Below are 25,755 nucleotides of genomic sequence, written 5' to 3'. Positions count from 1 at the left end.
TCGTTATTTTTCCTCGCCGGCGTGTTTCAACAGCCAGCAGTTGTGAATCTGACGGTTACGGGCGAAATCTTGCGACTGTGTTTGCGCGGTAATTTCTTTCGCCTCCAGTCCCAGCGTGGCAAGCCCGGCCTTGTCCATCTGGAATCCGCGTTTATTGTTAGAAAACAGGATGGTACCGCGAGGGCGCAACAGGCGCTTGAGCTGGGTCATCAGCATCAGGTGGTCACGCTGTACATCAAACGATTCGTCCATCCGTTTAGAGTTGGAGAAGGTTGGCGGGTCGATAAAAATCAGGTCAAACTGTTCGCGGGTTTCCCGCATCCATGCCAGGCAATCAGCGTGGATCAGCCGGTGCTGACAACCGGTCAGACCGTTAAGACGCAGGTTTTTCTCCGCCCATTCCAGATAAGTACGCGACATATCCACCGTGGTCGTAGAACGCGCGCCGCCAAGCCCGGCGTGCACACTGGCGCTGCCGGTGTACGCGAACAGGTTGAGGAAATCCTTGCCGTTACTCATTTCGCCCAGCATACGGCGCGCGATACGGTGGTCGAGAAACAGCCCGGTGTCCAGATAGTCGGTCAGGTTAACCCACAGTTTGGCGTTGAACTCCGATACCTGCAGGAACTCCCCTTTCTCCGCCAGCTTTTCGTACTGGTTTTTGCCTTTCTGACGCTCACGGGTTTTCAATATCAGATGACTGGCGGGCAACCCCAGTACGCTCAGGGTGGCGTTAATCACATCAAACAAGCGCTGGCGCGCTTTCTGGGCATCAACGCTTTTCGGCGGTGCGTATTCCTGAATCACCACCCGATCACCGTAACGGTCTACCGCGACGTTATATTCCGGCAGGTCGGCGTCATACAGGCGATAACACTCAATGCCCTGCTGCTGCGCCCATTTCTCCAGCTTACGCAGATTCTTGCGCAGACGATTGGCGAAATCCTCGGCAAAGGCGGCTGTAGTTGGCGCACCGCTTTCGTTTACCGCCAGTTGGTAATTTTTCTGCACGCACTCCAGCGGGCCGTTTTTGGCTTTGAACTGGCGATCAGCACGTAGTTGCAGGCAACTGAGCAATTCTGGCGAGGCGCTAAACAGCGACAGCTTCCAGCCGCCGAACTCGCTTTTCATTTTACGACCGAGCAGGTTGTGCAACGCAATCAGCGCCGGTTCGCTCTCCAGACGCTCACCGTAAGGCGGGTTACTGACCACTGTTCCCGTCGGCCCTTGCGGCAGCGGGTTCTTTAACTGTGTAGCGTCATGGGCTTCAAACCGAATCAGGGAGCTAACACCAGCACGGCGCGCGTTGCTGCTGGCGATCTCCACCATACGGCGGTCAATATCGGAACCGAAGAAACGGGAGGTGGTCGCCTGCAAACCCGCTCGGGCACGCTCCTGTGCCTCGGTGGTAATGCTTTTCCACAGCGTTGGGTTATGTTTTTGCCAGGCCAGAAAACCCCAATGCTGGCGATGCAAGCCGGGAGCGCGATCGGCCGCCATCATCGCCGCTTCAATCAGCAGCGTACCGGAGCCACACATCGGGTCCACCATCGGCGTACCGGTTTCCCAGCCAGAACGCAGCACAATCGCCGCTGCCAGGTTTTCTTTGAGCGGTGCCTGTCCGGCCATGTCGCGGTAGCCGCGCAAATGTAGACTCTCGCCGCTGAGATCCAGCGCGATGCTGGCCTTCTCGCGTTGCAGAAAAACATTAATACGGATATCTGGCTGCTGACGGGCAACATCCGGGCGCTGGCCGGTTTTACGGCTGAAGCTGTCGACAATCGCGTCTTTCACCTTGAGCGCGCCGTATTGGGTGTTGCGAATCTCATCATTGGTGCCGGTAAAATGCACGGCAAAGGTATGATTGACGTCAAACACCGAACTCCAGTCTATCGCCTGCACCCCCAGGTACAGGTCCAGATCGCTATAGACTTTACACTCGTTGAGCGGCAGCAGGATGCGCGATGCCAGTCGGCTCCACATCAGGCTTTGGTACAGCAGCCGATCGTCTCCCTGAAAGTGCACCCCGCCCTGCACCACCGTGCAGTGCTGCGCGCCCAGCGCTTCAAGTTCACTTTTTAACAATTCTTCCAGACCACGTGCCGTGCTGGCAAACAGAGAGTTCATATCGCGACGATTACCTTCACTAAAGGACGACCTTGAAAAGAACGCTCTCCCAAAGAAAACGTCCTCGAAAAAAACGCACCGGAAAGAAAACCGGCATCGATAAAGAAAATTGAGGCGCATTATAGCTAATCCCGGCGGCTTGTCATAAAGTTGCCGCTTTACGTCAGCAAGGAACCCTCACCGTGATTGTGTTAAGTCGGCTTTTTGTTCATCCGGTTAAATCCCTGCGTGGTCTGCAATTGTCACAGGCGATGGCCAGCCCCAGCGGCCTGGCGTTTGACCGCATGTTTATGATCACCGAGCCCGATGGCACCTTCATTACTGCCCGTCAGTTTCCACAACTGGTGCTGTTCACGCCAGCGTTGACGCACGAGGGGATTTTCCTGTCCGCGCCTGATGGGCAGACCTGTCTGGTACGCTTTGACGATTTCGCCCCTGACACCGCGCCGACAGAAGTCTGGGGTAATCATTTTCAGGCACGGATCGCCCCCGACGCCGTCAATCACTGGCTGAGCGGTTATCTGCAACGACCGGTACAACTGCGCTGGCAAGGGCCGACACAGTCACGCCGTGTCAAACGCCACCCGGATATCCCGCTGGGATTTGCCGACGGTTATCCCTTCCTGCTTGTCAACGACGCCTCGTTTAACGATGTACGCAACCGTTGCGGTGCCGGTATCCGTATCGAGCAATTCCGCCCTAATCTGGTGGTCAGTGGTGCAGAGGCGTTCGCTGAAGACAGTTGGCAGACCCTGCGCATCGGCGAAGTGATGTTTGATGTGGCAAAACCCTGTAGCCGCTGTGTGCTGACCACAGTGAGTCCGGAACGTGGACGCAAGCATCCGGCAGGCGAGCCGCTGGCGACGCTGCAACAATACCGAACGGCGGAAAACGGCGATGTCGATTTTGGCCTCAATCTTATCGCCCGCAATAGCGGCATCATCCGCGTGGGCGACAGCGTCGAGGTGCTGTCGACTAAACCGCCCCGACCTTATGGCGCGGGTGCCGTCACAGAAAGCCTGACACCGCCACCCAGTGCTGCCAAACCGGTACAAATTACCTATCAGGGGACACGTTTCACCGGCAACAACCAGCAAATTCTATTGGAACAGCTGGAACAGCAAGGAATACGCGTTCCTTATTCATGCCGGGCCGGGTTGTGCGGTTGCTGCCGACTGACACTCAACGACGGTGACGTGTCACCACTGAAAGCCAGCGCGCAGGGAGAGGACGGAACGATACTGGCATGCAGTTGCATTCCGGCTGGGGATATTACGTTAACCTGATCAATGGCATTAATCTGATCAATAGCATTAACCTGACCCAATGGCATTAGCCTGACAGGTTATGCATGGCGCGGGGCAACATGCCTCGCGTCGTCAATATTCAACCGGCAAAGGCGTAACGCGCCGATGTTTCGTCGTTTTCTTCCACCGCAGGACTGAGACGATCGTGCATGATTTTGATGGCATCGCCCAGTTGCATCGCTTTCCCACTGAGCGTCAATTGCCCTTGCGCCAGCACGCACAGGCTGGCTTTATCACCGGCCTCCACCACCATGAAATTCGCCATTTCCGGGCGCTCATTGAGTTGTACGCTAACCTGATCACCGGTTTGCACCACAGTCTGAACCTGTGGTTGCGCCACGAAATGCCAGCTTTTCGGCATCATCGGTTTCAGGAAACGATTCGCCACCAGCGCGTTCAATACCAGTTCAGCCCGAGCTTCAGCCGATAACGCCAGTGTCTGGCATTTCTCCTGATAAGTGAAAAACAGTGCGGCATCCTCAACACAGAATACGCTGGGCGTAAACGCATCCGGCGTTAGCATTGAAGAAGAGAAACGGGAACGAAATACCATGCCGTTGGCCAGATCAAGCATCAGGCGCGCCTGATCGGTATCGAAATACCAGCGCCAGCTATCATCAGGGGTTAATTTCATCACATTACCTTTATTTATGCCTTACTGATGCCAAAGTCCCGGAAAACAGGCCAGGATGAATAATCGGTGCCACATCAATAAGCAACCGAAATGAATTAGGTGTAATCAGCCTGCCTGAAATTCAAATTATTTGGGGTATAGGCTATCTGTCGTCATCGATAGCATTAAAAATACCCCATCAGGCACGATGATGCTGTATTTTTGCACAAACGAAGAAAATATAGACCAGCGCAAGGGAGAAATAAACCCCCAACGCCTATATTCCCGTCATACTTCAAGTTGCAGGTGTGTTGGCTACGTTCGTTCACCCGAATCACTTACCTGAGTAAGCTCATCGGGATTCACTCTCTTGCCGCCTTCCTGCAACTCGAATTATTTTGGGCATAACGGGAATGAAAAATCAGATGTGGGTAACAATATCTTTAATCAGTCGCGGTCCACGATAAATAAATCCGCTATAAATCTGAACCAGCGTCGCACCAGCCGCTAATTTTTCTCTGGCAGCGACCACCGAATCAATTCCGCCGACGCCAATAATTGGCAATCGGCCCTGCAATTCCTGTGACAGTCGACGAATCACTTCGGTGCTACGCAACTGCAATGGACGCCCGCTTAATCCACCGGTTTGCCCGCAATGATTCAGTCCCTGAATCAATTGTCTGTCGAGCGTGGTATTGGTGGCTATCACACCATCGATATTATGGCGCACCAGACTGTCGGCAATTTGGATCAATTCTTCTTCGGAAAGATCCGGCGCAATTTTTACCGCGACCGGCACATATTTCTGATAATGGGCATGCAGCTCAGCCTGTTTATCTTTTACAGCCTGTAACAAATCATCCAACGCATCACCATATTGCAGCGTGCGTAATCCCGGTGTATTGGGAGAGGAAATGTTGATAGCGATATAACCGGCATGAGAATAGACCTTATCCATGCAGATCAGATAATCCTCTTTTCCCTGCTCTACCGGCGTGTCTTTATTTTTGCCGATATTAATGCCCAGCACGCCACCAAACCGCGACTGTTTGACATTTTCCACCAGATTATCGACCCCACGGTTATTGAACCCCATGCGGTTGATAAGCCCTTCTGCCTCCACCACCCGAAACAGGCGCGGCTTGTCATTACCCGGTTGCGGACGCGGTGTCACGGTGCCGACTTCGATAAAGCCGAACCCCATCGCGCCGAGCGCATCAATGCACTCGCCATCTTTATCCAGCCCGGCGGCCAGCCCCAGCGGGTTGCGAAACGACAGCCCCATGCAGGTTACCGGCTTGGTAGGGACTGACTGACGAACCAGCCATTCAAACGGGGTGTGGGTGATACGGCGCAACTGATGCAGGGTAAACTCGTGCGCCTGTTCGGGGTCGAGCTGGAATAACGCTTTACGAATGAGGGGATACATGACTTCTCCTGAATTCCCGGTTATAAACCGGGGGCGTATTATCATCCATCAACGGGCGAAAGGGAATTGACCTGGGCTAAAAAACGCCACAACAACGCAATCGTTTTCCTTTCTTGCTGCTGGGTTGGGGATTTTTTATCCGTTTTTTCACTTTTCATTCCACAATAAATCATTTTCCGACCCTCTCCCTCCTCTGCCAGACTAGCCAAACAGTTATTAAATCGTGACAAATGCTAATTTTCAGTTATAAGGAGTCGCTATGCGCGTTATAACGCTGGCAGGAAGCCCCCGCTACCCTTCCCGGTCAACGGCTTTACTACACCACGCTGGAAAATGGCTGGAGGCCAAAGGCGTCGAGGTGTTGCCGTGGCATCTGCATAATTTCCCGCCGGAAGACCTGCTCAATGCCCGTTTCGACAGCCCGGCGTTGCAAACCCTGAACGAACAGCTCGCCAGCGCCGAGGGTGTGCTGGTCGCAACCCCAATTTATAAAGCGTCGTTCTCCGGCGCGCTGAAAACCCTGCTGGACCTGCTGCCAGAACGGGCACTGGAACATAAAGTGGTATTGCCACTGTCTACCGCCGGTTCCGTCGCTCACATGCTGGCTATGGACTACAGCCTCAAGCCAGTGCTAAACGCGCTGAAAGCCCAGGAAATCCTGCAAGGCGTATTTGCCGATGACAGCCAGATAAGTCACTACGATCGCACCCCGCATTTCCACGATGTGCTGGAAACGCGTCTGCAAGAAGCGTTGCACCTTTTCTTTCAGGCATTGATTCGCCGTCAGCCTGAACCACTGCGTCAGAGCGCCTGACTCCGGTTTCATCTATAAGGAAAAATGTCACATGCTATCCTCGATTAAGCACGCCGCCTTGACGCTGCTTTTTACCGCCGCCTTTAGTACATCCGTGTTTAGCTCATCGGCCCTGGCACAAACCGAGGACGCGCCTAAACAATTGCGCATCGGTTTTCAGAAAGGCTCGGTCAGCCTGGTGCTGGCTAAAACCCACCAGTTGCTGGAAAAGCAATTCCCGCATACCAAAATTAGCTGGATTGAATTTCCCGCCGGGCCGCAAATGCTCGAAGCGCTAAACATCGGCAGTATTGATATTGGCAGTACCGGTGATATTCCGCCGCTGTTTGCCCAGGCTGCCGGTGCCGATCTGGTTTATATCGGTGTCGAACCGCCGAAACCCAAAGCCGAGGTGATTCTGGTTCGGGACGACAGCCCCATCAAGACCGTCGCCGACCTGAAAGGCCGCAAAGTAGCGTTCCAGAAAGGCTCCAGCTCGCATAACCTGCTGCTGCGTAACCTGCAAAAAGCTGGTCTGGCCTTCACCGATATTCAGCCTGCTTATCTGACACCGGCAGACGCTCGTGCCGCGTTCCAGCAAGGCAACGTCGATGCCTGGACTATCTGGGATCCCTACTATTCGGCAGCGCTGTTGCAAGGGGGTGTCCGCGTTCTGGCCGATGGTACTGACCTGAACCTGACCGGGTCGTTCTATCTGGCCTCACGCCATTATGCCGAGCAATACGGTCCGTTCCTGCAACAGGTGCTCAACACCCTGACCCAGGCCGATGCCCTGACCATCAGCCAGCGGGCGCAAAGCGTCACACTACTGGCGAATGCCATGGGGCTGCCGGAAGCTGTCATCAGCACCTATTTCGATCACCGGCCTATTACGGTGATTAAGCCGGTGGATGAACACACCCTGCAGGCACAGCAGCACACCGCTGATCTGTTTTACGAAAACCATCTGATCCCCACCCGACTGGATGTCGCCAGCCGCATCTGGCACGCGCCGGTCACCCCCTAATTCTCAGCACGATTGCATGGAGACGATACGAATGAGTCTGAATATTTTCTGGTTTCTGCCTACTCACGGTGACGGCCGCTATTTTGGTCGCGGCGAAAATGCCCGCCCGGTTGATTACAGTTACCTGCAACAAATAGCCCAGGCAGCGGATCGTCTGGGGTTCGGCGGCGTGCTGATCCCCACCGGACGCTCCTGTGAAGACTCCTGGCTGGTGGCATCGTCACTGATCCCCGTCACCCAGCGTTTGCGTTTTCTGGTGGCGTTACGGCCGGGAATTATCTCGCCAACGTTGGCCGCGCGTCAGGCCGCCACGCTGGACAGACTGTCTAACGGGCGGGCGTTGTTTAATCTGGTGACCGGCGGTGACCCGGAAGAACTGGCCGCTGAAGGCCTGTTCCTTGATCATGAACAGCGCTATGAGGCTTCAGCAGAGTTTACCCGCATCTGGCGGCGGGTACTGGAAGGCGAAACCGTCGATTACGATGGCAAGCACATTCAGGTCAAAGGCGCCAAACTGCACTACCCACCGGTACAACAGCCACGCCCGCCGCTGTATTTCGGCGGTTCATCCGATGCGGCGCTGGATCTGGCAGCCGAACAGGTAGAGCTTTACCTCACCTGGGGTGAGCCTCCCGAGCAGGTGAAAGAAAAGATCGAACGCGTACGGGCCAAAGCCGCGGCAAAAGGGCGTAGCGTACGGTTCGGCATCCGCCTGCACGTGATTGTACGAGAAACCAATGAAGAGGCGTGGCAGGCCGCCAATCGCCTGATCTCCCGGCTGGATGACGACACCATCGCCGAAGCGCAGGCATCGCTGAAACGTTTTGACTCCGTGGGCCAGCAACGCATGGTGGCGTTACATGGCGGTCGCCGTGACAAGCTGGAGATCAGTCCCAATTTGTGGGCCGGTATCGGTCTGGTGCGTGGCGGTGCGGGGACGGCGTTGGTCGGCGACCCGCAGACGGTGGCGCAGCGCATCCAGGAATATGCCGATTTGGGTATCGATACCTTTGTGTTGTCAGGCTACCCGCATCTGGAAGAGGCCTATCGCGTGGGCGAATTGCTGTTCCCGCATCTGGATGTCGCGGTACCCGAGGTGCCACAGCCACAGCCGCTGCGCTCACAGGGTGAAATCGTCGGCAACGAGTTCGTCCCGCTGCTCAAAGCGGCACAAAGCTAAGGAGCAAGCCGATGCTGAGGATCCTGACACCGATCACCGCACGCCTGACGCCCTGGTTGCTGCCGTTACTGCTGGTGGTGCTCTGGCAACTCGCTTCCAGCGCAGGCTGGCTTTCCACCCGCATTCTGCCGTCACCGCAGGCAATCACCCATACCTTCTGGCGGCTTATCCGCAGTGGTGAACTGTGGCAGCACCTTAGCATCAGCACCTGGCGTGCGCTAACCGGGTTTGCTATCGGTGGCACGCTGGGGCTGGTGTTGGGGTTTATTACCGGGTTATCCCGCACGGGTGAGCGCTTGCTGGATACGTCCATGCAAATGCTGCGCAATGTGCCGCATCTGGCGCTGATCCCGCTGGTGATCCTGTGGTTTGGCATTGATGAAAGCGCCAAGATTTTTCTGGTGGCGCTCGGCACCCTGTTCCCCATTTACCTCAACACCTACCACGGCATCCGCACCATCGACAGCGGCTTGCTGGAAATGGCGCGCAGTTACGGGTTATCGGGCTTTCGGCTGTTCCGCGAGGTGGTGCTACCCGGCGCGCTACCGTCGATCATGGTCGGTGTGCGCTTTTCGCTCGGCTTGATGTGGCTGACGCTGATCGTGGCAGAAACGATATCCGCCAGTTCCGGCATCGGCTATCTGGCGATGAACGCGCGCGAATTCCTGCAAACCGATGTGGTGGTGGTGGCCATTATTCTGTACGCCCTGCTAGGCAAACTGGCGGATATCATCGCCCTGACACTGGAGCACGTCTGGCTACGCTGGCACCCCAGTTGGCAACGAACGGAGGAACACGCATGACATTCATCCCTACGCCACCCGCACGCCTGAACGTCGGTACGCCAGTGTTGATTAACGGTGTGACCAAACGCTATGGCCAGCGCACCATCTTAAATGACGTGCATCTGCATATTCCGTCCGGTCAGTTCGTGGCGGTAGTCGGTCGCAGCGGCTGTGGCAAAAGTACTCTGCTGCGATTGCTGGCCGGTCTGGAACACGCCAGCCAGGGTGAACTGTTGGCCGGTCGTGCCCCGCTACATCAGGCGCGCGATGATATCCGGTTGATGTTTCAGGAAGCCCGCCTGCTGCCATGGAAACGGGTGATCGACAATGTCGGGTTAGGGTTGCGCGGCAACTGGCGTCCTGACGCGCATCAGGCACTGGAGGCCGTCGGATTATCGATACGGGCCGCTGACTGGCCGACGGCACTCTCCGGCGGCCAAAAGCAACGAGTGGCACTGGCACGGGCGCTGATCCACCATCCCGGCCTGTTATTGCTGGACGAACCACTGGGCGCACTCGACGCGCTGACTCGTATCGAGATGCAAGGGCTGATTGAATCATTGTGGCTACAACAAGGGTTCACCGTGGTGCTGGTGACGCATGACGTCAGCGAGGCGGTGAGCCTCGCCGACCGGGTTATCCTGATAGAAGATGGTCACGTCGGGCTGGATATCATGGTTGACCTGCCACGCCCACGCCGTCGCGGCTCCGCCCGGCTGGCAGAGCTGGAAGCGCAAGTGCTGGAGCGGATTTTAGCACCTGCAGCTCGCGAGACCCTCTACCCTTCACAGGCGCACGCCTGACACGGGCACCCACTCAGGGTATAAAAAAACCACCGTCTGCGAGCAGCGGTGGTTTTTTGTTACCGTTATATTATCAAGCGGATACCGCCAGGATACGGCGGTATTTACGCTTCCAGCGCTTTAGTTATCTTCTCAAACAGATCGCCGGAGAGGTTTTCCAGCCCTTTGAGGGTTTCCAGCGCCTGACGCATCAACGCCTGACGCGCCGCATCGTAGCGTTTAAGACGAATCAGCGGTTCAATCAGACGTGACGCCACCTGCGGGTTGCGGGTGTTCAGTTCTGTGAGCATCTCGGTCAGGAACTGATAGCCACTGCCGTCCTGGGCGTGGAACGCCGACGGGTTACCCGCACAGAACGATCCTATCAGCGAGCGCAGCCGGTTCGGGTTGTTCAGGCTGAAGGAGCGGTGGTTGAGCAAGTCACGAACCCGGTGTAGCACGTCACTGGCCGGACTGCTGGCTTGCAGAACAAACCATTTGTCCATCACCAGGCCATCCTGGTGCCAGCGTTCGTCAAACGCCGCCAGCAAACCGTCCCGGCACGGCAACTGCGCCGCTACCGCGGCTGCCATCGCCGCCAGCGAATCCGTCATGTTGTCCGCCTCAGTAAATTGCACTGCCACCAGCTTGTCGGCCTGTTCTCTCTCGGCAAACGCCAGATAGTGCAAGCACAGGTTACGCAGGGCGCGTTTACCCATGTCCTGTTGATCAACACGATAAGAAGGCAGTTTATTGGCACGGTATACCGCCAGCAATTCGTCCGCCATTTCCTGCGCCAGCGTCTGTGTCAGTGACTGACGTACTGCGGCGATAGCTTCCGGGTCGATAACCTCAAACAGTTCCGCCATTTCATTTTCGCTCGGCAGCGACAGAATCTGCGAAGCCAGCATCGGATCCAGACCGTCATCCAGCAATACACCGCGGAAGGCGTCTACCACATGCATCGGTAACGATAGCGGTTGTTTTTGCTGATGACGCGCCACATTCAGGCGAATATAGTTCGCCAGCAGGCTCTGAGCGGCATCCCAACGTGAAAAGGCATTGCTGGCATGACGCATCAGGAACGTCAGTTGCTCATCACTCCAGGAATAGTTCAGCTTGACCGGCGCGGAGAATTCACGCAGCAACGACGGTACCGGCTGACAAGGAACCTCATCAAACACGAACGTTTGCTCGGCTTCGGTGACGTTCAGTACCGATCCCAGCTTTTGGCCTTTTTGACGCAGCGGGATAACCTTCCCTTCGCTATCGTACAGTTCGATATCCAGCGGGATATGCAGTGGCAGTTTGGGTTGTTTATCGGCACCAACAGGCGTCATTTGGCTGACATGCAGGTGGTACTGGTGGGTTGCCGCGTCATAGTCGTCACGTATCGTCACTACCGGCGTACCGGACTGGCTATACCAGCGACGGAATTGCGACAGATCGACGCTGGAAGCGTCCTCCATCGCCTGCACAAAGTCATCACAGGTCGCTGCGCTGCCGTCATGACGATCAAAATAGAGCCGCATCCCCGCCTGGAATTTCTCTTCACCCAGCAGCGTGTGCATCATACGAATCACTTCTGACCCTTTTTCATACACCGTCAGGGTATAGAAGTTATTCATTTCGATAACCTGATCCGGACGAATCGGGTGGGACATCGGGCTGGCGTCTTCAGCAAACTGTGCGCCACGCATCACCCGCACGTTGTCAATACGGTTAGCCGGGCGGGACCCCACGTCAGAACTGAACTCCTGATCGCGGAACACCGTCAGCCCTTCTTTCAGGCTAAGCTGGAACCAGTCGCGACAGGTCACGCGGTTACCGGTCCAGTTGTGAAAATACTCGTGCGCTATCACTGCCTCGATACCGAGGTAGTCCTTGTCGGTAGCGGTTTCAGCTTTGGCCAGCACAAACTTGGAGTTGAATATGTTCAACCCTTTGTTTTCCATTGCCCCCATATTGAAGAAGTCCACTGCCACGATCATATAAATGTCGAGGTCGTATTCCAGCCCAAAACGGGTTTCATCCCACTTCATGGCATTCTTCAGCGAGGTCATCGCCCAGTCGGCCCGATCGAGGTTGCCGCGATCGACAAACAGTTCCAGCGCGACGTCACGGCCGGAGCGGGTAACAAAGGTGTCGCGCAGCACATCGAAATCACCGGCAACCAGCGCAAACAGATAGCAGGGTTTCGGGAACGGATCTTGCCATTCCACCCAGTGACGTCCGTTATCCGCTTCACCCTGCCCAACTCGGTTACCATTGGAAAGCAGGTACGGGTAACGCGCTTTATCGGCAGTGATGCGGGTGGTGAAACGCGCCAGAACATCCGGCCGGTCGAGATAATAGGTAATGTGGCGGAATCCTTCGGCCTCACACTGCGTACACAGCGCATCCCCCGACTGATACAACCCTTCCAGCGCACTGTTCGCCGCTGGGTTAATCTCTGTTTCAATCCGCAGGGTGAATTTTTCTGGCACACCGGTCAGTTCCAGGCCGTCATCCAGTAAACGATATGCCTGCCAGTCTTGCCCATCGACCTGGAGACTCAGCAGGGTTAGCCCTTCACCATTCAGTTTTAGCGCCGCGCCTTTTTCTCCCTGCAACACGACCTGACTGACGGCCACCACCCGGGTCTTTTGCGGATGCAGATCAAAATCCAGTGCAATGTCGGTAATGGTGTAGTCCGGCGCACGGTAATCGTGCCGGTATTTGACTTGTGGTTGTTGACTCATGACTGATTACCTTAATGACAGCAGTAATAGTGGCGGTAAGACGTGTTCCGGCGGCCCATCCGCGTCCTTGTTCATGAAGCACGTTATTCACGAAGCATGCTATTTACAAAGCCTGTTATCGCTGAAGAACGGTTTTATGCTGCGGGCACACCAAATGTTATCGGATGCCCATCATCCGTAACATTCGCCAGGCGACGATTCCGTCCTTTATATATTCACACAGTAAACAAGGTTAAACAGCGAACCCGGTACAACGTCACTCTGCGGGCTCTCAGGCCACCACATGATCGTCGGGTTACGCGGTTTATTCCGTTTACTTTATGCGCAGTTCCGTTATTCAACAGGCTGTTACGTCTATTAAAGGGGAGTGACTGCCGGAATGCAAACTTTCCTGTCACCCCCTACTGAATGCGGTGACGACAGGATTTTTCGGGTAAAATTGTTTAGTATAAAAAACATTATAATTCAATCACTCATGGTAAACAGGGCGTAAAAACAGCTACTTTTTTGTCACAATCGCACGATTGAATCTCGCCTTCATCCTCCCAATATGATGTGATAAGCCAGGTTGAACAGACAGCGTGCTCTCGCTGCCAATGACCATGACAGTCACTTGCATTAGCTTGTAAATTGTATTAAACGAGGATGCGGTAACGCATTATGACTTTACACACAGCCCCGATACTAACCTCATTGCTGGATACCGACGCCTACAAACTGCATATGCAGCAGGCGGTATTCCACCACTACCACGATGTGCATGTGGCGGCGGAATTTCGCTGTCGCGGTGATGAACTGTTAGGTCACTACGCGGATGAGATTCGGGCACAAGTGGAGGCCATGAGCCACTTGTCGTTGCATGACGATGAGTACGCCTACCTCTCCTCGCTGCCATTTTTCAACACCGACTACCTCGATTGGCTGAAGACATTCCGCTTCAACCCGTCGCAGATCCAGGTTCGCAACCATCAAGGTAAACTGGATATTCGTATCACCGGACCGTGGCGCGAAGTTATTTTGTGGGAAGTCCCGCTACTGGCTGTCATCAGCGAAGTGGTTCACCGTGCCCGGACACCGGGCGGGCATATCGATGCCGCGCTCAACCAGTTGCACCATACGCTGGCGAGTTTCCGCCAGCACAGTGCCGACGTCGACCTTAGTCGCTTTAAACTGATGGATTTCGGTACCCGTCGCCGTTTTTCTCGTGAAGTCCAGCACCAGATCGTACGCACCCTGAAAGCACAATTTTCTTACCTGATCGGCACCAGCAATTATGACCTGGCGCGTCGACTGCAACTGACGCCGGTCGGCACCCAGGCGCACGAATGGTTCCAGGCGCATCAGCAAATCAGTCAAACCCTGGCAAACAGCCAGCGGGCGGCACTGGATGCCTGGCTGTTGGAATATCCCGACCAACTCGGCATCGCGCTCACCGATTGCATCACCATGGATGCGTTCCTGCGCGACTTTGATCGTTCATTCGCCCGCCGTTATCAGGGATTGCGCCATGACTCCGGCGACCCAATTGAATGGGGTGAAAAAGCCATCGCGCATTACCATGCGCTGGATATCGACCCGATGGAGAAAACGCTGGTGTTTTCCGATAATCTCAATCTGGAAAAAGCACTGCATCTCTATCGCCACTTTGGGCAACGCATCAACGTCGTCTTTGGTATCGGCACCCGCCTGACCTGCGATATTCCGGGAGTGAAACCGCTGAATATCGTTATCAAACTGGTGGAGTGCAACGGCAAACCGGTGGCCAAGCTGTCGGACAGCCCGGGAAAAACCATTTGTCAGGATCAGGCCTTTGTCAGTGCACTGCGTAAAGCCTTTGACCTGCCCCGTGTGAAAAAAGCCTCCTGAGTCGTACACCACCTGTACGACTGACTACTCTTTAAGCCAGTAACACCGGAATCGCATAAAACTTGCCACGTTCCGGTGATTTCTGCTTGTGTCCTGCCCGACGACAAGTAACATAACGAAACGCCCGTATTCGGGTAGTAAACTATTACATTTCACCCATTAAATTTCACCAATAGAGAGAATGTTATGAGCGTAGTGCCTGTAGTCGACGTACTGCAAGGCCGTGTCGCCGTTGACAGTGACGTCACCGTGCGCGGCTGGGTACGTACCCGGAGAGACTCTAAAGCCGGTATTTCCTTTATTGCCGTCTATGACGGTTCCTGCTTTGATTCGCTACAGGCTGTCGTCAATAATAATCTTGCTAATTATCAGAGCGACATCTTGCGCCTGACGACTGGCTGTTCGGTAGAAGTCACCGGCAAGGTGGTGGAATCTCCAGGTGAAGGCCAAAGCTTCGAACTGCAGGCCACTGAACTCAAGGTCGTCGGCTGGGTGGAAGACCCGGATACTTACCCGATGGCGGCTAAGCGCCACAGTATCGAATATCTGCGTGAGGTCGCGCACTTACGCCCGCGCACCAACCTGATCGGTGCCGTCGCCCGTGTGCGTCACACGCTGGCGCAGGCTATCCATCGCTTCTTCCATCAGAACGGTTTCTATTGGGTATCTACGCCTATCATTACCGCTTCCGATACCGAAGGCGCAGGTGAAATGTTCCGGGTTTCCACGCTGGACCTGGAAAACCTGCCGCGTGACGATCAGGGTAAAGTCGATTTCAGCGAAGACTTCTTCGGTAAAGAGGCGTTTCTGACCGTATCCGGCCAGCTTAACGGCGAAACCTACGCCTGCGCCCTGTCTAAAATCTATACCTTCGGGCCGACCTTCCGTGCGGAAAACTCCAATACCAGCCGCCACCTGGCAGAGTTTTGGATGATTGAACCGGAAGTCGCCTTCGCAACACTGGATGACGTTGCCGCGCTGGCGGAAAACTTGCTGAAGTTTGTGTTCAAGGCCGTACTGGAAGAACGTGCTGACGACATGAAATTCTTCGCGGAACGTGTGGATAAAGACGCCATCAGCCGTCTGGAGCGTTTTGTCACCTCTGATTTCGCCCAGGTGGATTACACCGACGCTATCACGATTCTGGAAAACTGCGGGCAGACGTTTGAGAACCCGGTGTCCTGGGGTATCGACCTCTCTTCCGAGCACGAACGTTATCTGGCAGAGAAACACTTCCAGGCCCCGGTTGTGGTGAAGAACTACCCGAAAGACATTAAAGCCTTTTATATGCGCATGAACAGCGACGGTAAAACCGTGGCGGCGATGGACGTACTGGCACCGGGCATCGGCGAGATTATCGGCGGTTCACAACGTGAAGAGCGTCTGGAGCAACTGGATATCCGTCTGGAAGAGATGGGACTCAGTAAAGAAGACTACTGGTGGTACCGCGATTTGCGTCGCTACGGCACCATCCCGCATTCGGGTTTTGGTCTCGGTTTTGAACGTTTGATAGCTTATGTAACCGGTGTACAAAATGTGCGCGATGTGATTCCGTTCCCGCGCACGCCGCGCAATGCCACGTTCTAAGCAAAAAATAACATAAGAAAAACAGATATATGTAACAAGAAAGAGCACCTGAAACGGTGCTCTTTTTTTTGTTTTAGAGATAGCTCACAAAGTTCCGTGATTTTTACAAATTGAAATACATATTTTCCAATAGTTACGCCATTTTTGAATTTGTATCATTTTAACGGTAGATTAACGCGCGGGTGAATGGAAAACTGCGTGCAGACACAGGAAGACAACTGCATTCGCAATAAAGTTCCGTTAAGGTTTTTTTACTGTGAGCCAGATGTCTTATATAACACCAATGAGGGTAATAATGATGAAGCGCAATATTCTTGCAGTGGTAATCCCTGCGCTGCTGGCTGCCGGCGCAGCTAACGCAGCTGAAGTATACAACAAAGACGGCAACAAACTGGACCTGACTGGTAAGATCGAAGCCGCTCACTATTTTGGTGATCAGGATAAGAGTGTGTTTGGTACTGGTGACCAAACTTATACCCGTCTGGGCTTCAAAGGCGAAACCAAGATCAATAACGACCTGACTGGTTATGGTCGTTTTGAATACCAGTTTGACGCCAGCAACGCTGAAGATACTAATAGCCTGCCTAGCAGCAATACCGGCAGCAAGACCCGTTATGCTTATGCTGGCCTGAAATTTGGTGATTTCGGCTCTCTGGATTACGGCCGTAACCGCGCAGTCGGCTACGATGGCTTGTCTTACACTGACGTACTGCCGGAGCAAGGCGGTGACTCATCTTATACTGATAACCTGACTGGCCGTAATTCAGGCGTTGCTACCTATCGCAACAAAAACTTCTTTGGTCTGGTTGATGGCTGGGACTTCGCGTTGGGCTACCAAGCCAAGCATGACGACTCTACTCAGACCAGAAAAAATACCGGCGACGGTTGGGCGATTTCCTCTTCTTACACCGCACCGTTTGGCGTGGGTGTGATTGGTTCTTACACCGCAGCTGACCGTACTAATACACAAACTGCTGATGGTCATGGTAAAAAAGCTGAAGCATGGGCAACTGGCCTGAAGTATGATGCTAACAACATCTATGTTGCTACTACCTACGGCGAATACCACAACCTGTCTTACAAAAACGCAGCTGCCACTTCTGCTTACGACAAGACCAAGGTATTTGAAGCTGTTGCTCAGTACAACTTTGACTTCGGTCTGACACCGTCTCTGGGTTATGTGTCTGCCAAGGCTGATGATGATGCAGCGCAAACCAGCGGCTACCTGCGTAAATATGTCAGCGTGGGTGCAACCTATGCATTCAACAAGAACTTCTCTACTCTGGTTGAATATGACATCAACCTGATTAAGAGCGACAACAACCCGAACGGCGTTTCTACTGGCAACACTGTCGCTGTTGGTGCAATCTACCAGTTCTAATCGTTATCAGTTAACGACTCTGTCGTAGTACTGACCTTTCTTCTAAAATGCCGATCAAATATTGATCGGCATTTTTTTTCACAAAAACGCGCATAATGTATGCAATACCTTGCCTGCAATGGTCGAGGTAAATGACCTCGAGCGCCCAAAAGACAATAATAGCGGCAATGCGCAGCATACATAGCATTCATGACAAAAAAACACATCAAATATGAAAAAATCATGTCAGTTATGCGTATTTTTTCTTACAAAGAAAAATCATAACCTTATGATAAATAATCGAATAATAAAGAAGATAAGGGTAAAAGTTGCTTATACCATAAGACTTGCACGAAATCAGAACGTGACACACCTCTAATTTTACATTCAGAAACAAAATAAAACAAAGTGTTTCAAAAACCAGTAACTAGTAGCATTTGTGGAGTGGATTATCATCATTGTGAATGAAACACTGCGTTTGGACACATAGACACCGCCATAATGCAGAAGTTCAGTTCGGATTGTTCTGCAAAAATGAGTGGGCGTGAACCAACACAATGAGGGTTATTTATAATGATGAAACGTAATATTCTGGCAGTGGTCATCCCGGCTCTGTTGGCTGCCGGCGCAGCTAACGCAGCAGAAATCTATAACAAAGACGGCAACAAGCTGAACCTCAACGGTAAACTGCATGCTGGTTATATCTTTGGCGATGATACAGACAGTCTTTTCGGCCATACCGATAAAACCTATACACGCCTGGGTTTCACCGGCGAGACCAAAATCAACAACGATCTGACTGGCTATGGCCGCTTTGAATATGAATTCAACGCTGCAAAAGCTGAAGACACTAACTCCAGTAATGGTAACAGCAAAACCCGTTATGCCTATGCCGGTCTGAAATTTGCTGATTTCGGTTCTTTTGATTATGGCCGTAACCGCGGTATCGCTTACGACGGTATCTCTTATACCGACGTTCTGCCGGAATGGGGTGGTGACAGCAGCTATACCGACAGTATTACTGGCCGTAGTTCTGGTCTGGCTACTTATCGCAACAAAAACTTCTTCGGTCTGGTACAAGGCTGGGATTTCGGAGTGCAATACCAAGCCAAACATGAAGACTCGACAGACTTGTCGAAACAGACAGGTGATGGTTGGGGTATTTCCTCATCCTACACCTCTCCTATCGGTGTTGGCGTAATCGCATCTTATGCGAAAGCAGACCGTACAAGCTCACAGGTAAACAATACTAAGTTAGGTAAAGGTGACAAAGCGGAAGTTTGGGCTACTGGCCTGAAATATGACGCAAACAATGTCTATCTTGCAACTACCTATGCTGAATACCATAACCTGAGCTTTATCAAAGCTCTGGGTGGGTTTGCTGATAAAACAAAAGTTTTTGAAGCCGTTGCTCAATACAGCTTCGATTTTGGTCTGAAGCCGTCGTTAGCATACGTTTCAGCTAAAGGCTATGATGATACAACTACCATGGCTAACGGTTACCTGACCAAATACGTCAGCGTTGGCGCTACCTACTCATTCAACAAAAACATGTCCGCCTCTGTTGAATACGCAATCAACCTGATTAACAAAGATAGCAACCCTACTGGCGCCAAAACTGGCAACAGTGTCTTTACTGGCCTGACCTACCAGTTCTAATCCAGCCTCACTTCTCTGAAGTGATGTTGCGTAAAGCCGGGGATAACGCCCCGGCTTTTTCTTATCAGGTGCCCTTTGCTTAGCAAGAGAATTGCTTTCTGACTCCTACCCTGTGAAAATTTAAGTGCCCTCCACTCGTGACATTCCACAGTGATACTAACGCCTGTTGATGCACACCACTGACGTCAGTCTTGAAAATCACATCTAAAATTAATAAAACCACCACAAAGTAAAGAAAAGACAACCCCTTGTTTATTCTATGTAAAAAGAGAAATAAAAATGAAATATAATAATTTTATTCGGATAAAAACATAATATTTCACCCCTACCACTCTCGTATCACATTCAGTCTGGTTCCCTCCCTTCGCAGATGTGAGACTGCAGCCGAAAAAAACAAAAAACTAACAATACTCCAGCGGCTTCTCTTTGCTGTTTGGCAGAAATGCGGCAGCGCACATTAACGGGTTATGAGGGTAAAGGTGATGAAACATCTGATAGCGATGTCAGCGGTATCGATATGCTTGTTTTCCAGCGGGCTGGCCAGTGCGGCTGAAGTTTATAATAACCAGGGTAATAAACTTGATCTGTATGGCAAGGTGCGGGCAGGTTATTACTTTGGCGATAAGACCAACAGTTTCAAAGGGAATGGTGATTCGACGTATGCACGGCTGGGAATAAAAGGCGAGACCCAGATAAACCAGGATATGACTGGTTACGGCAATTATGAATACCACTTTGATGCCAGTAAGGCGGAAGACACCAACGCGGTAAATGGAAAAACCCGCTATGCGTATGCGGGTTTGAAATTTCGTCAATTCGGTAGTATCGACTACGGCAGGAATAAAGGCATCGCTTACGACGGCTTATCCTATACCGATGTACTACCAGAGTTTGGTGGCGATCAAGGCTATACCGACAGTATTACTGGTCGTACTGCTGGCGTCGCAACCTATCGCAACAAGAATTTCTTTGGCCTGGTCGACGGGTGGGATATTGGTTTGCAGTATCAGTCTACACACACGGATTCTAGCAACCCCGCCCTTCAGGTCGGTAATGGTGTGGGCGTATCGTCTGCGTATACATCCCCCAGTGGTCTGGGTGTTATAGCTTCTTACGAAACCGTTAATCGTACAACGGCACAACGCGCAACCAATGAGGGCGACAAGGCCGATGCCTGGGCCGCGGGGATGAAATACGATGCCAACAGCGCCTATCTCGCGGTCATGTATGGCCTATTCCACAACCTGACCTTCATCGGTACGTCCACCACCGCCTTTGCCGATAAAACCAGAATCTTTGAAGCGGTCGCGCAGTATCACTTTGATATGGGACTGACGCCATCTTTAGCTTATATCGCAGCCAGAGCATACGATGAGACTGGCCTCGGGCAAGGTACCAGCGGATACATTACCCGCTACGTCAGTTTAGGGGTGAATTACACCTTCAATAAGAACATGGTGATGAATGTCGCCTATTTGCGCAACCTGATTAACAGCACCAATAATCCGTTTGCCAGAAAGACCGATGACACCCTGTTCACCGGTCTGGTATATCAGTTCTGACAACCCGCACTATTCCCGATACACACGGTAACGACAGTGTATACGCTGCCTTTGTCATGTGTATCGGGAAAAAATCCCGACTGCCCCACCGCTCTCATTATTTCCGTTTCTTTTGATGCAAACGGTTGGCAAAGCCGAACGCTGGCGTTAACCTGCTATTTCTGTTTATTCTCTGTCATGGATTACTTCGCAATGTTTGAAAAAATCTCTGCCGCACCTGCTGACCCGATTCTGGGGTTGGCCGATTTGTTTCGTGCTGACGAACGCCCCCACAAGATTAACCTGGGGATTGGGGTCTACAAAGACGAAACCGGCAAGACACCTGTACTCACCAGCGTAAAAAAAGCAGAGCAGTTACTGCTGGAAACAGAAACCACCAAAAACTACCTGAGTATTGATGGCATACCAGAATTCGCCCGCTGCACTCAGGAACTGTTATTTGGTAAGCAGAGTGACATCATTGCGAATAAACGTGCACGCACCGCACAGACTCCGGGCGGCACCGGTGGCTTGCGCGTGGCGGCAGACTTCATTGCCAACCAGACCAGCGCCAAGCGTATTTGGGTGAGCAACCCAAGCTGGCCGAACCACAAAAACGTTTTTGCGGCTGTCGGCCTCGAAGTCTGTGATTACACCTACTACGATGCGGCTAACCACACGCTGGATTTTGACGGCATGCTGACCAGTTTGAGCGCAGCCCAGGCGGGCGATGTCGTTCTGTTCCACGGCTGCTGCCACAACCCTACCGGTATCGATCCGACTAAAGAACAGTGGGAACAACTGGCTGTACTGGCACAAGAGAAAGGCTGGCTACCGCTGTTTGACTTCGCCTATCAGGGCTTTGCTCGTGGTCTTGAGGAAGATGCTGAAGGCTTGCGTATTTTTGCCGCCAGACATCAAGAGCTGATTGTCGCCAGTTCCTATTCCAAGAACTTTGGCCTCTACAACGAACGTGTCGGCGCTTGTACGATTGTGGCGGCTGACGCCGCTATTGCCGATACGGCATTCAGCCAGGTCAAAGCGGGCATTCGCGCCAACTACTCTAACCCGCCGTCACACGGTGCGGCGGTGGTGGCGACCGTGCTGTCTAACGAATCGCTGCGCAACATCTGGGAACAGGAATTAACGGCAATGCGCGAACGCATCCAGCGCATGCGTCACTTGTTCGTCAGCACACTGCAGGAAAAAGGGGCTAATCAGGACTTCTCCTTTATTATCAACCAGAATGGCATGTTCTCCTTCAGCGGTCTTAATAAAGACCAGGTGCTGCGTCTGCGTAACGAGTTCGGTATTTACGCTGTGAACTCAGGCCGCATCAACGTAGCCGGTATGACACCGGAGAACATGGCACCGCTGTGCGAAGCCATCGTCGCCGTACTGTAAACAGCCTGCCATCGCCCTGTTGTTAGCAGGGCTCATGCAATGATAAAAAAGCCAGCATCTCTGCTGGCTTTTTTATTGGCGGATAGCGCGGTTATTACTCGGTATCACGAACAAATGGATTGGTACGGCGTTCTTCACCAAAGGTAGACATTGGGCCATGCCCCGGGATAAACGCAATATCATCCCCCAAAGGGAACAACTTAGTGCGGATAGAGGCTATCAACGCCTGATGGTTCCCTTGAGGGAAATCGCTACGCCCTACGCCGCCACGAAAAATGACATCACCCACCTGGGCAAAACGCGCCTGCTTATCGACAAACACCACATGACCCGGCGTATGCCCGGGGCAATGCAACACCGATAACACGGACTCACCCACAGTAACGGTATCACCGTCTTCCAGCCAGCGGGCTGGCGTCAATGGAGGGCAATCACTCAAACCGAACATGCGGCTCTGCGCGGGCAATCCATCAAGCCAGAAAGCGTCTTCACGTTGTGGGCCAACGATAGGCGCCTGATAGTATTCGGACAACGCAGCTGCCGCTCCGACATGATCCAGATGACCATGCGTCAGCAGAATCTGGGTTACCGTCACCCCTGTCTGCGCCACGACTTGTTTGATTTTGTCTGCTTCGCCACCGGGATCAACAATAGCGGCCTGCAACGTTTTCTCGCACCACAACAGGGTGCAATTTTGGCTGAAGGCCGTGACAGGAATAATTTGGTACTTCATACCGCTCCGTTTCTACTCGATATCCTTATTCAGGGAATAAAACCACCGATATTGCCCGGCTGGCACCTGCATTCATTCTATCAGGTACAAATACTACCAGGTGCGAACAGCGCCGGTATCGATGTGCACAAAATTACTCTGCGGGTAGTACCCTACACCACCGGCGCGCATTTTCAGCGCCGCTTTTCGAATATTTGCCAGTTGGACACCTTCAATATGGAAATCCATGGCTTTTCCCTGGGTGTGGTAGCTCTGTTTCGCCACGCCCTTACTGTGCGACCGCAAATCTTCATTGGTGCTGTAAGAACGGTAACCCGAGATCAGCTGTACCGGCTTGGTCGTACCCAACATGACCTGCAGGCGGTATAGCTGATCAAACAGCGCGGGGTCGATAGTTTTTACTTTATTGGCCCGATAATCACGGAAAAAATGATTTAACCGGGATAACTCTGCTTTGTTATAACGCCGACCGTCGAAAAACTCGACCTTAATGTGTTCACCGGTGTTGATATTGTTCAGCGTGAGAATGCGTGGGCGCGAGGTGGAAAGCGAGGCCAGCGCCTGGCCCGGTAACAGCGCCATCCCTAACGCCGCGCCGCCGATCGCCAGCCATTTGCGTCGATGATTATCAATGTATTCCATAAAGATTGCATACCCTGGGCTAAAAGAAGCGAAGCGAAAAATAACAAGCGAAAACGGTGCATAAATGTACCGCTTTGCACCTTAACTGCCAGTGCGTGGCCCGTCAACCCGCTTTACCCAGATGCTGACGCCCACGTTCACTGGCTTTCACTGCGCTACCCCGCCGCCGTAATTCAGGAATTGCCCGAATTACGGATAGTTACTGTAATAATAATCCCACTTTAGACAAAGCCAGAGCGCCGGTTTTCACCGTGTCATCATAATTGTAAATATCTGTGCGGAACTGGGGCTTGCCATCGTCAGCCACCCAGGCGGTGAGATAGTAAAAGTTCACCGGTATCCGCTGACGCACTGCCACGTAAGTCGTGTTTCCCTGCTCCAGGGTTGAGGAAATACGGGCATTGTTCCAGCCAGCATCCTGTAATAATAACGCCGCCAGTTCAGACGCCTTGTTAACACGCACACACCCGGAACTCAGCGCCCGAATATCTTTCTGGAATAGCGCATGGTTAGGCGTGTCATGCAAGTAGATAGAATCCGTATTGGGTATATTAAATTTATAGCGCCCCAACGAATTGCTGTCGCCCGGTGCCTGACGCAAGCGATAAGGGAAGTTGCTGGCTGACATCATCGGCCAGTCAATCATTGACGGATCGATAGGTTGAGCGCTCTCGGTCCAGTCCGACAACACGGTATAACCGTGGCGCTGCAGATAACCTGGGTCCTGAATCACTTTGGGAATGATATCCTGACGCGTTAGCGTGGTAGGCACGTTCCACGGCGGGTTCATCACCACATTACTCAGTGAAGTGCTCATCAGCGGCGTCTTGCGTTTAGGCTGACCGACGATCACTCTGGACGATAATATCTCCGCCCCATGCTGATAATAGATAAGCGAGTAGTTAGGGATATTGACCATAATACCGCTGTTGACATTATCCGGTACCAGCCGTAACCGCTGGATATTCAACGCCAACAATGTCGCGCGCATCTGCGATGACACATTGAGCCAGTCACGGGTGCGCTTACCAATGACACCATCGTCCTGCAACCCTTGTGAATGCTGGAAACGTTTTACCGCCTCTACAAGCTCGCCGTCATAACGCAACGGGGACGCATTGCCTGACGACGCATCATTAAACAGCGGCATAGCAGCACTATTCTGGCTGAGCATGCCGGTGCGCAACAGAATTTCCCTCAGTACCGGTAACTCGTTACTTTCATCACCGGGACGCAACGAATCCGCCAGCATCAGCTTCGGCCAGGGGCGCTTATCCATCAGCATGTCTTTCAGTGCCACATGCATTTTCGCATACTGAGAATGATGAGGAGCCAATGACGCAATAAACGCGGTCCCATTACCTGACGCCATCGCCTGCTGCCATTGTTCAATCATCGTTGCCGATGGTAGCGCCAATTTGTAAGGAACACTGCCGTATAGCCAACTGTTGCCATTTTTCTCTACTCCGGCAACAAATTGCATATACCCCAGCATGGCATCAGACAGCACCACATCTCGAGCAAAACCGTTCAGTTTCGGATCGGTTAACCAGCTCACCCAGGTGGTAAACTGTGGCTGCACACCGGACAGCGCCACCTCCGCCAGTTGTTGCTGGAAGGCTTTAACCGCCTGCGTATCGCCCCACATTGGCCGCCGATGCTGGCGCGAATAGAGCGCAGTCAGCTCGTTCAGATAGTGAGGGGAAATACCGGCGGGCAAGCCTGCCGTGATAGAGGCATCATGTTGGGAGGCGTGATTTTGGGTCACCGCTGACGCCGCCACACTACCGGACACCGTCGGTGACGCCGCTTGAATGGAAAACGAAGTCAATACGCTACCCAACCAAATCGAACCGGCTACTCGCAAAAGCCGTTTTTGCGTATTTCGTTTGACTACCAACATCCATTTATCCCCTGTACTTAAAATGGCACGGCTTTTATGACGCCGTTTTTAGCCACTGGCGTTGTTGCTGTCAGCCAGGATGGTTTCACATCCGCGTTATCATCACACCGACTCTCAGTTACCACACACGACGGTCATGCATCAACACCTTGACCGCGTCGTTGAACCTGCATCATGAAAAACAATAGCATTCAGCTCTGGCTTACATTGATTTTACGGCGTGTCATAGGAAATAACGAGTCCCCTGGCCCCGTAATTTCCATCATCATACAGTCG

The 25,755-nt window shown here is 52.8% G+C and carries 19 protein-coding genes; 12 read left to right on the top strand and 7 right to left on the bottom strand.

The window, feature by feature from the left end; translation table 11 throughout:
• Positions 1 to 3 precede the first annotated feature (3 nt).
• Positions 4 to 2,127 (bottom strand): bifunctional 23S rRNA (guanine(2069)-N(7))-methyltransferase RlmK/23S rRNA (guanine(2445)-N(2))-methyltransferase RlmL, encoded by a 2,124-nt coding sequence (rlmKL, locus tag FGI04_RS06005; RefSeq protein WP_407336429.1) that lies wholly within the window; start codon positions 2,125 to 2,127, stop codon positions 4 to 6.
• Between the two features lie 182 nt (positions 2,128 to 2,309).
• On the opposite strand from rlmKL, the gene FGI04_RS06000 reads away from it, so the two are divergent.
• A complete protein-coding gene (locus FGI04_RS06000; protein WP_407336428.1) occupies positions 2,310 to 3,413 on the top strand; it encodes a YcbX family protein in 1,104 nt (367 codons plus the stop codon).
• A 100-nt stretch (positions 3,414 to 3,513) separates the two neighbouring features.
• Here the strand turns inward: FGI04_RS06000 and FGI04_RS05995 are convergent, their stop codons facing one another.
• The gene (locus FGI04_RS05995; protein ID WP_342701145.1) at positions 3,514 to 4,068 is read right to left on the bottom strand and encodes a cell division protein ZapC; all 555 of its coding nucleotides are present in this window, start codon (positions 4,066 to 4,068) and stop codon (positions 3,514 to 3,516) included.
• 400 nt (positions 4,069 to 4,468) lie between these two features.
• A complete protein-coding gene (gene pyrD, locus FGI04_RS05990; protein WP_226092923.1) occupies positions 4,469 to 5,476 on the bottom strand; it encodes a quinone-dependent dihydroorotate dehydrogenase in 1,008 nt (335 codons plus the stop codon).
• Between the two features lie 259 nt (positions 5,477 to 5,735).
• On the opposite strand from pyrD, the gene ssuE reads away from it, so the two are divergent.
• The 5 genes from ssuE to ssuB are packed head-to-tail and all read left to right on the top strand — an operon-like array spanning position 5,736 to position 10,064.
• A complete protein-coding gene (gene ssuE / locus FGI04_RS05985) occupies positions 5,736 to 6,290 on the top strand; it encodes an NADPH-dependent FMN reductase (RefSeq protein ID WP_023640107.1) in 555 nt (184 codons plus the stop codon).
• Positions 6,291 to 6,321: 31 nt separating this feature from the next.
• Complete coding sequence (locus FGI04_RS05980) at positions 6,322 to 7,296, top strand: sulfonate ABC transporter substrate-binding protein (RefSeq protein ID WP_407336427.1); 975 nt, start codon at positions 6,322 to 6,324, stop codon at positions 7,294 to 7,296.
• A 31-nt stretch (positions 7,297 to 7,327) separates the two neighbouring features.
• A complete protein-coding gene (ssuD, locus tag FGI04_RS05975) occupies positions 7,328 to 8,476 on the top strand; it encodes an FMNH2-dependent alkanesulfonate monooxygenase (protein WP_407336426.1) in 1,149 nt (382 codons plus the stop codon).
• 11 nt (positions 8,477 to 8,487) lie between these two features.
• Complete coding sequence (gene ssuC / locus FGI04_RS05970) at positions 8,488 to 9,279, top strand: aliphatic sulfonate ABC transporter permease SsuC (RefSeq protein ID WP_407336425.1); 792 nt, start codon at positions 8,488 to 8,490, stop codon at positions 9,277 to 9,279.
• Positions 9,276 to 10,064 carry an aliphatic sulfonates ABC transporter ATP-binding protein gene (ssuB, locus tag FGI04_RS05965; RefSeq protein ID WP_407336424.1) on the top strand — a complete coding sequence of 263 codons (789 nt, stop codon included), beginning with the start codon at positions 9,276 to 9,278 and terminating at the stop codon, positions 10,062 to 10,064. The genes ssuC and ssuB overlap by 4 nt, the downstream gene beginning before the upstream one ends.
• Before the next feature lie 104 nt (positions 10,065 to 10,168).
• Here the strand turns inward: ssuB and pepN are convergent, their stop codons facing one another.
• Positions 10,169 to 12,784, bottom strand: coding sequence for an aminopeptidase N (gene pepN / locus FGI04_RS05960; protein WP_342701151.1), 2,616 nt, complete (start codon positions 12,782 to 12,784; stop codon positions 10,169 to 10,171).
• A gap of 660 nt (positions 12,785 to 13,444) precedes the next feature.
• Between pepN and pncB the strand changes: the two genes are divergently transcribed.
• The 6 genes from pncB to FGI04_RS05930 all read left to right on the top strand — a co-directional run bounded on the left by pncB (position 13,445) and on the right by FGI04_RS05930 (position 22,201).
• On the top strand, positions 13,445 to 14,650 hold the full coding sequence (gene pncB / locus FGI04_RS05955; protein ID WP_407336423.1) for a nicotinate phosphoribosyltransferase: 1,206 nt from the start codon (positions 13,445 to 13,447) through the stop codon (positions 14,648 to 14,650).
• A gap of 186 nt (positions 14,651 to 14,836) precedes the next feature.
• Entirely contained in the window at positions 14,837 to 16,237 is a 1,401-nt protein-coding gene (asnS, locus tag FGI04_RS05950) for an asparagine--tRNA ligase (protein WP_038903995.1), read from the top strand.
• A 295-nt stretch (positions 16,238 to 16,532) separates the two neighbouring features.
• A complete protein-coding gene (locus FGI04_RS05945) occupies positions 16,533 to 17,618 on the top strand; it encodes a porin (protein ID WP_342701153.1) in 1,086 nt (361 codons plus the stop codon).
• 552 nt (positions 17,619 to 18,170) lie between these two features.
• Positions 18,171 to 19,256 carry a porin gene (locus FGI04_RS05940; RefSeq protein WP_342701154.1) on the top strand — a complete coding sequence of 362 codons (1,086 nt, stop codon included), beginning with the start codon at positions 18,171 to 18,173 and terminating at the stop codon, positions 19,254 to 19,256.
• A 479-nt stretch (positions 19,257 to 19,735) separates the two neighbouring features.
• Positions 19,736 to 20,818 (top strand): porin, encoded by a 1,083-nt coding sequence (locus FGI04_RS05935; protein ID WP_496111674.1) that lies wholly within the window; start codon positions 19,736 to 19,738, stop codon positions 20,816 to 20,818.
• Positions 20,819 to 21,010: 192 nt separating this feature from the next.
• Positions 21,011 to 22,201 carry an amino acid aminotransferase gene (locus FGI04_RS05930; protein ID WP_342701156.1) on the top strand — a complete coding sequence of 397 codons (1,191 nt, stop codon included), beginning with the start codon at positions 21,011 to 21,013 and terminating at the stop codon, positions 22,199 to 22,201.
• Positions 22,202 to 22,295: 94 nt separating this feature from the next.
• On the opposite strand, the gene FGI04_RS05925 is transcribed toward FGI04_RS05930, so the two are convergent.
• From FGI04_RS05925 to ldtD, 3 genes are all read right to left on the bottom strand, one after another.
• Entirely contained in the window at positions 22,296 to 22,934 is a 639-nt protein-coding gene (locus FGI04_RS05925; RefSeq protein ID WP_342701157.1) for an MBL fold metallo-hydrolase, read from the bottom strand.
• Positions 22,935 to 23,027: 93 nt separating this feature from the next.
• Positions 23,028 to 23,576, bottom strand: coding sequence for a peptidoglycan L,D-endopeptidase MepK (gene mepK / locus FGI04_RS05920; protein ID WP_016940806.1), 549 nt, complete (start codon positions 23,574 to 23,576; stop codon positions 23,028 to 23,030).
• Between the two features lie 199 nt (positions 23,577 to 23,775).
• Entirely contained in the window at positions 23,776 to 25,479 is a 1,704-nt protein-coding gene (gene ldtD, locus FGI04_RS05915; protein ID WP_407336420.1) for a L,D-transpeptidase LdtD, read from the bottom strand.
• Positions 25,480 to 25,755 lie beyond the last annotated feature (276 nt).

The sequence above is a fragment of the Dickeya ananatis genome, assembly GCF_019464615.1.
Taxonomy (GTDB): domain Bacteria; phylum Pseudomonadota; class Gammaproteobacteria; order Enterobacterales; family Enterobacteriaceae; genus Dickeya; species Dickeya oryzae.
This window is presented reverse-complemented; position numbering and strand designations above follow the sequence as displayed.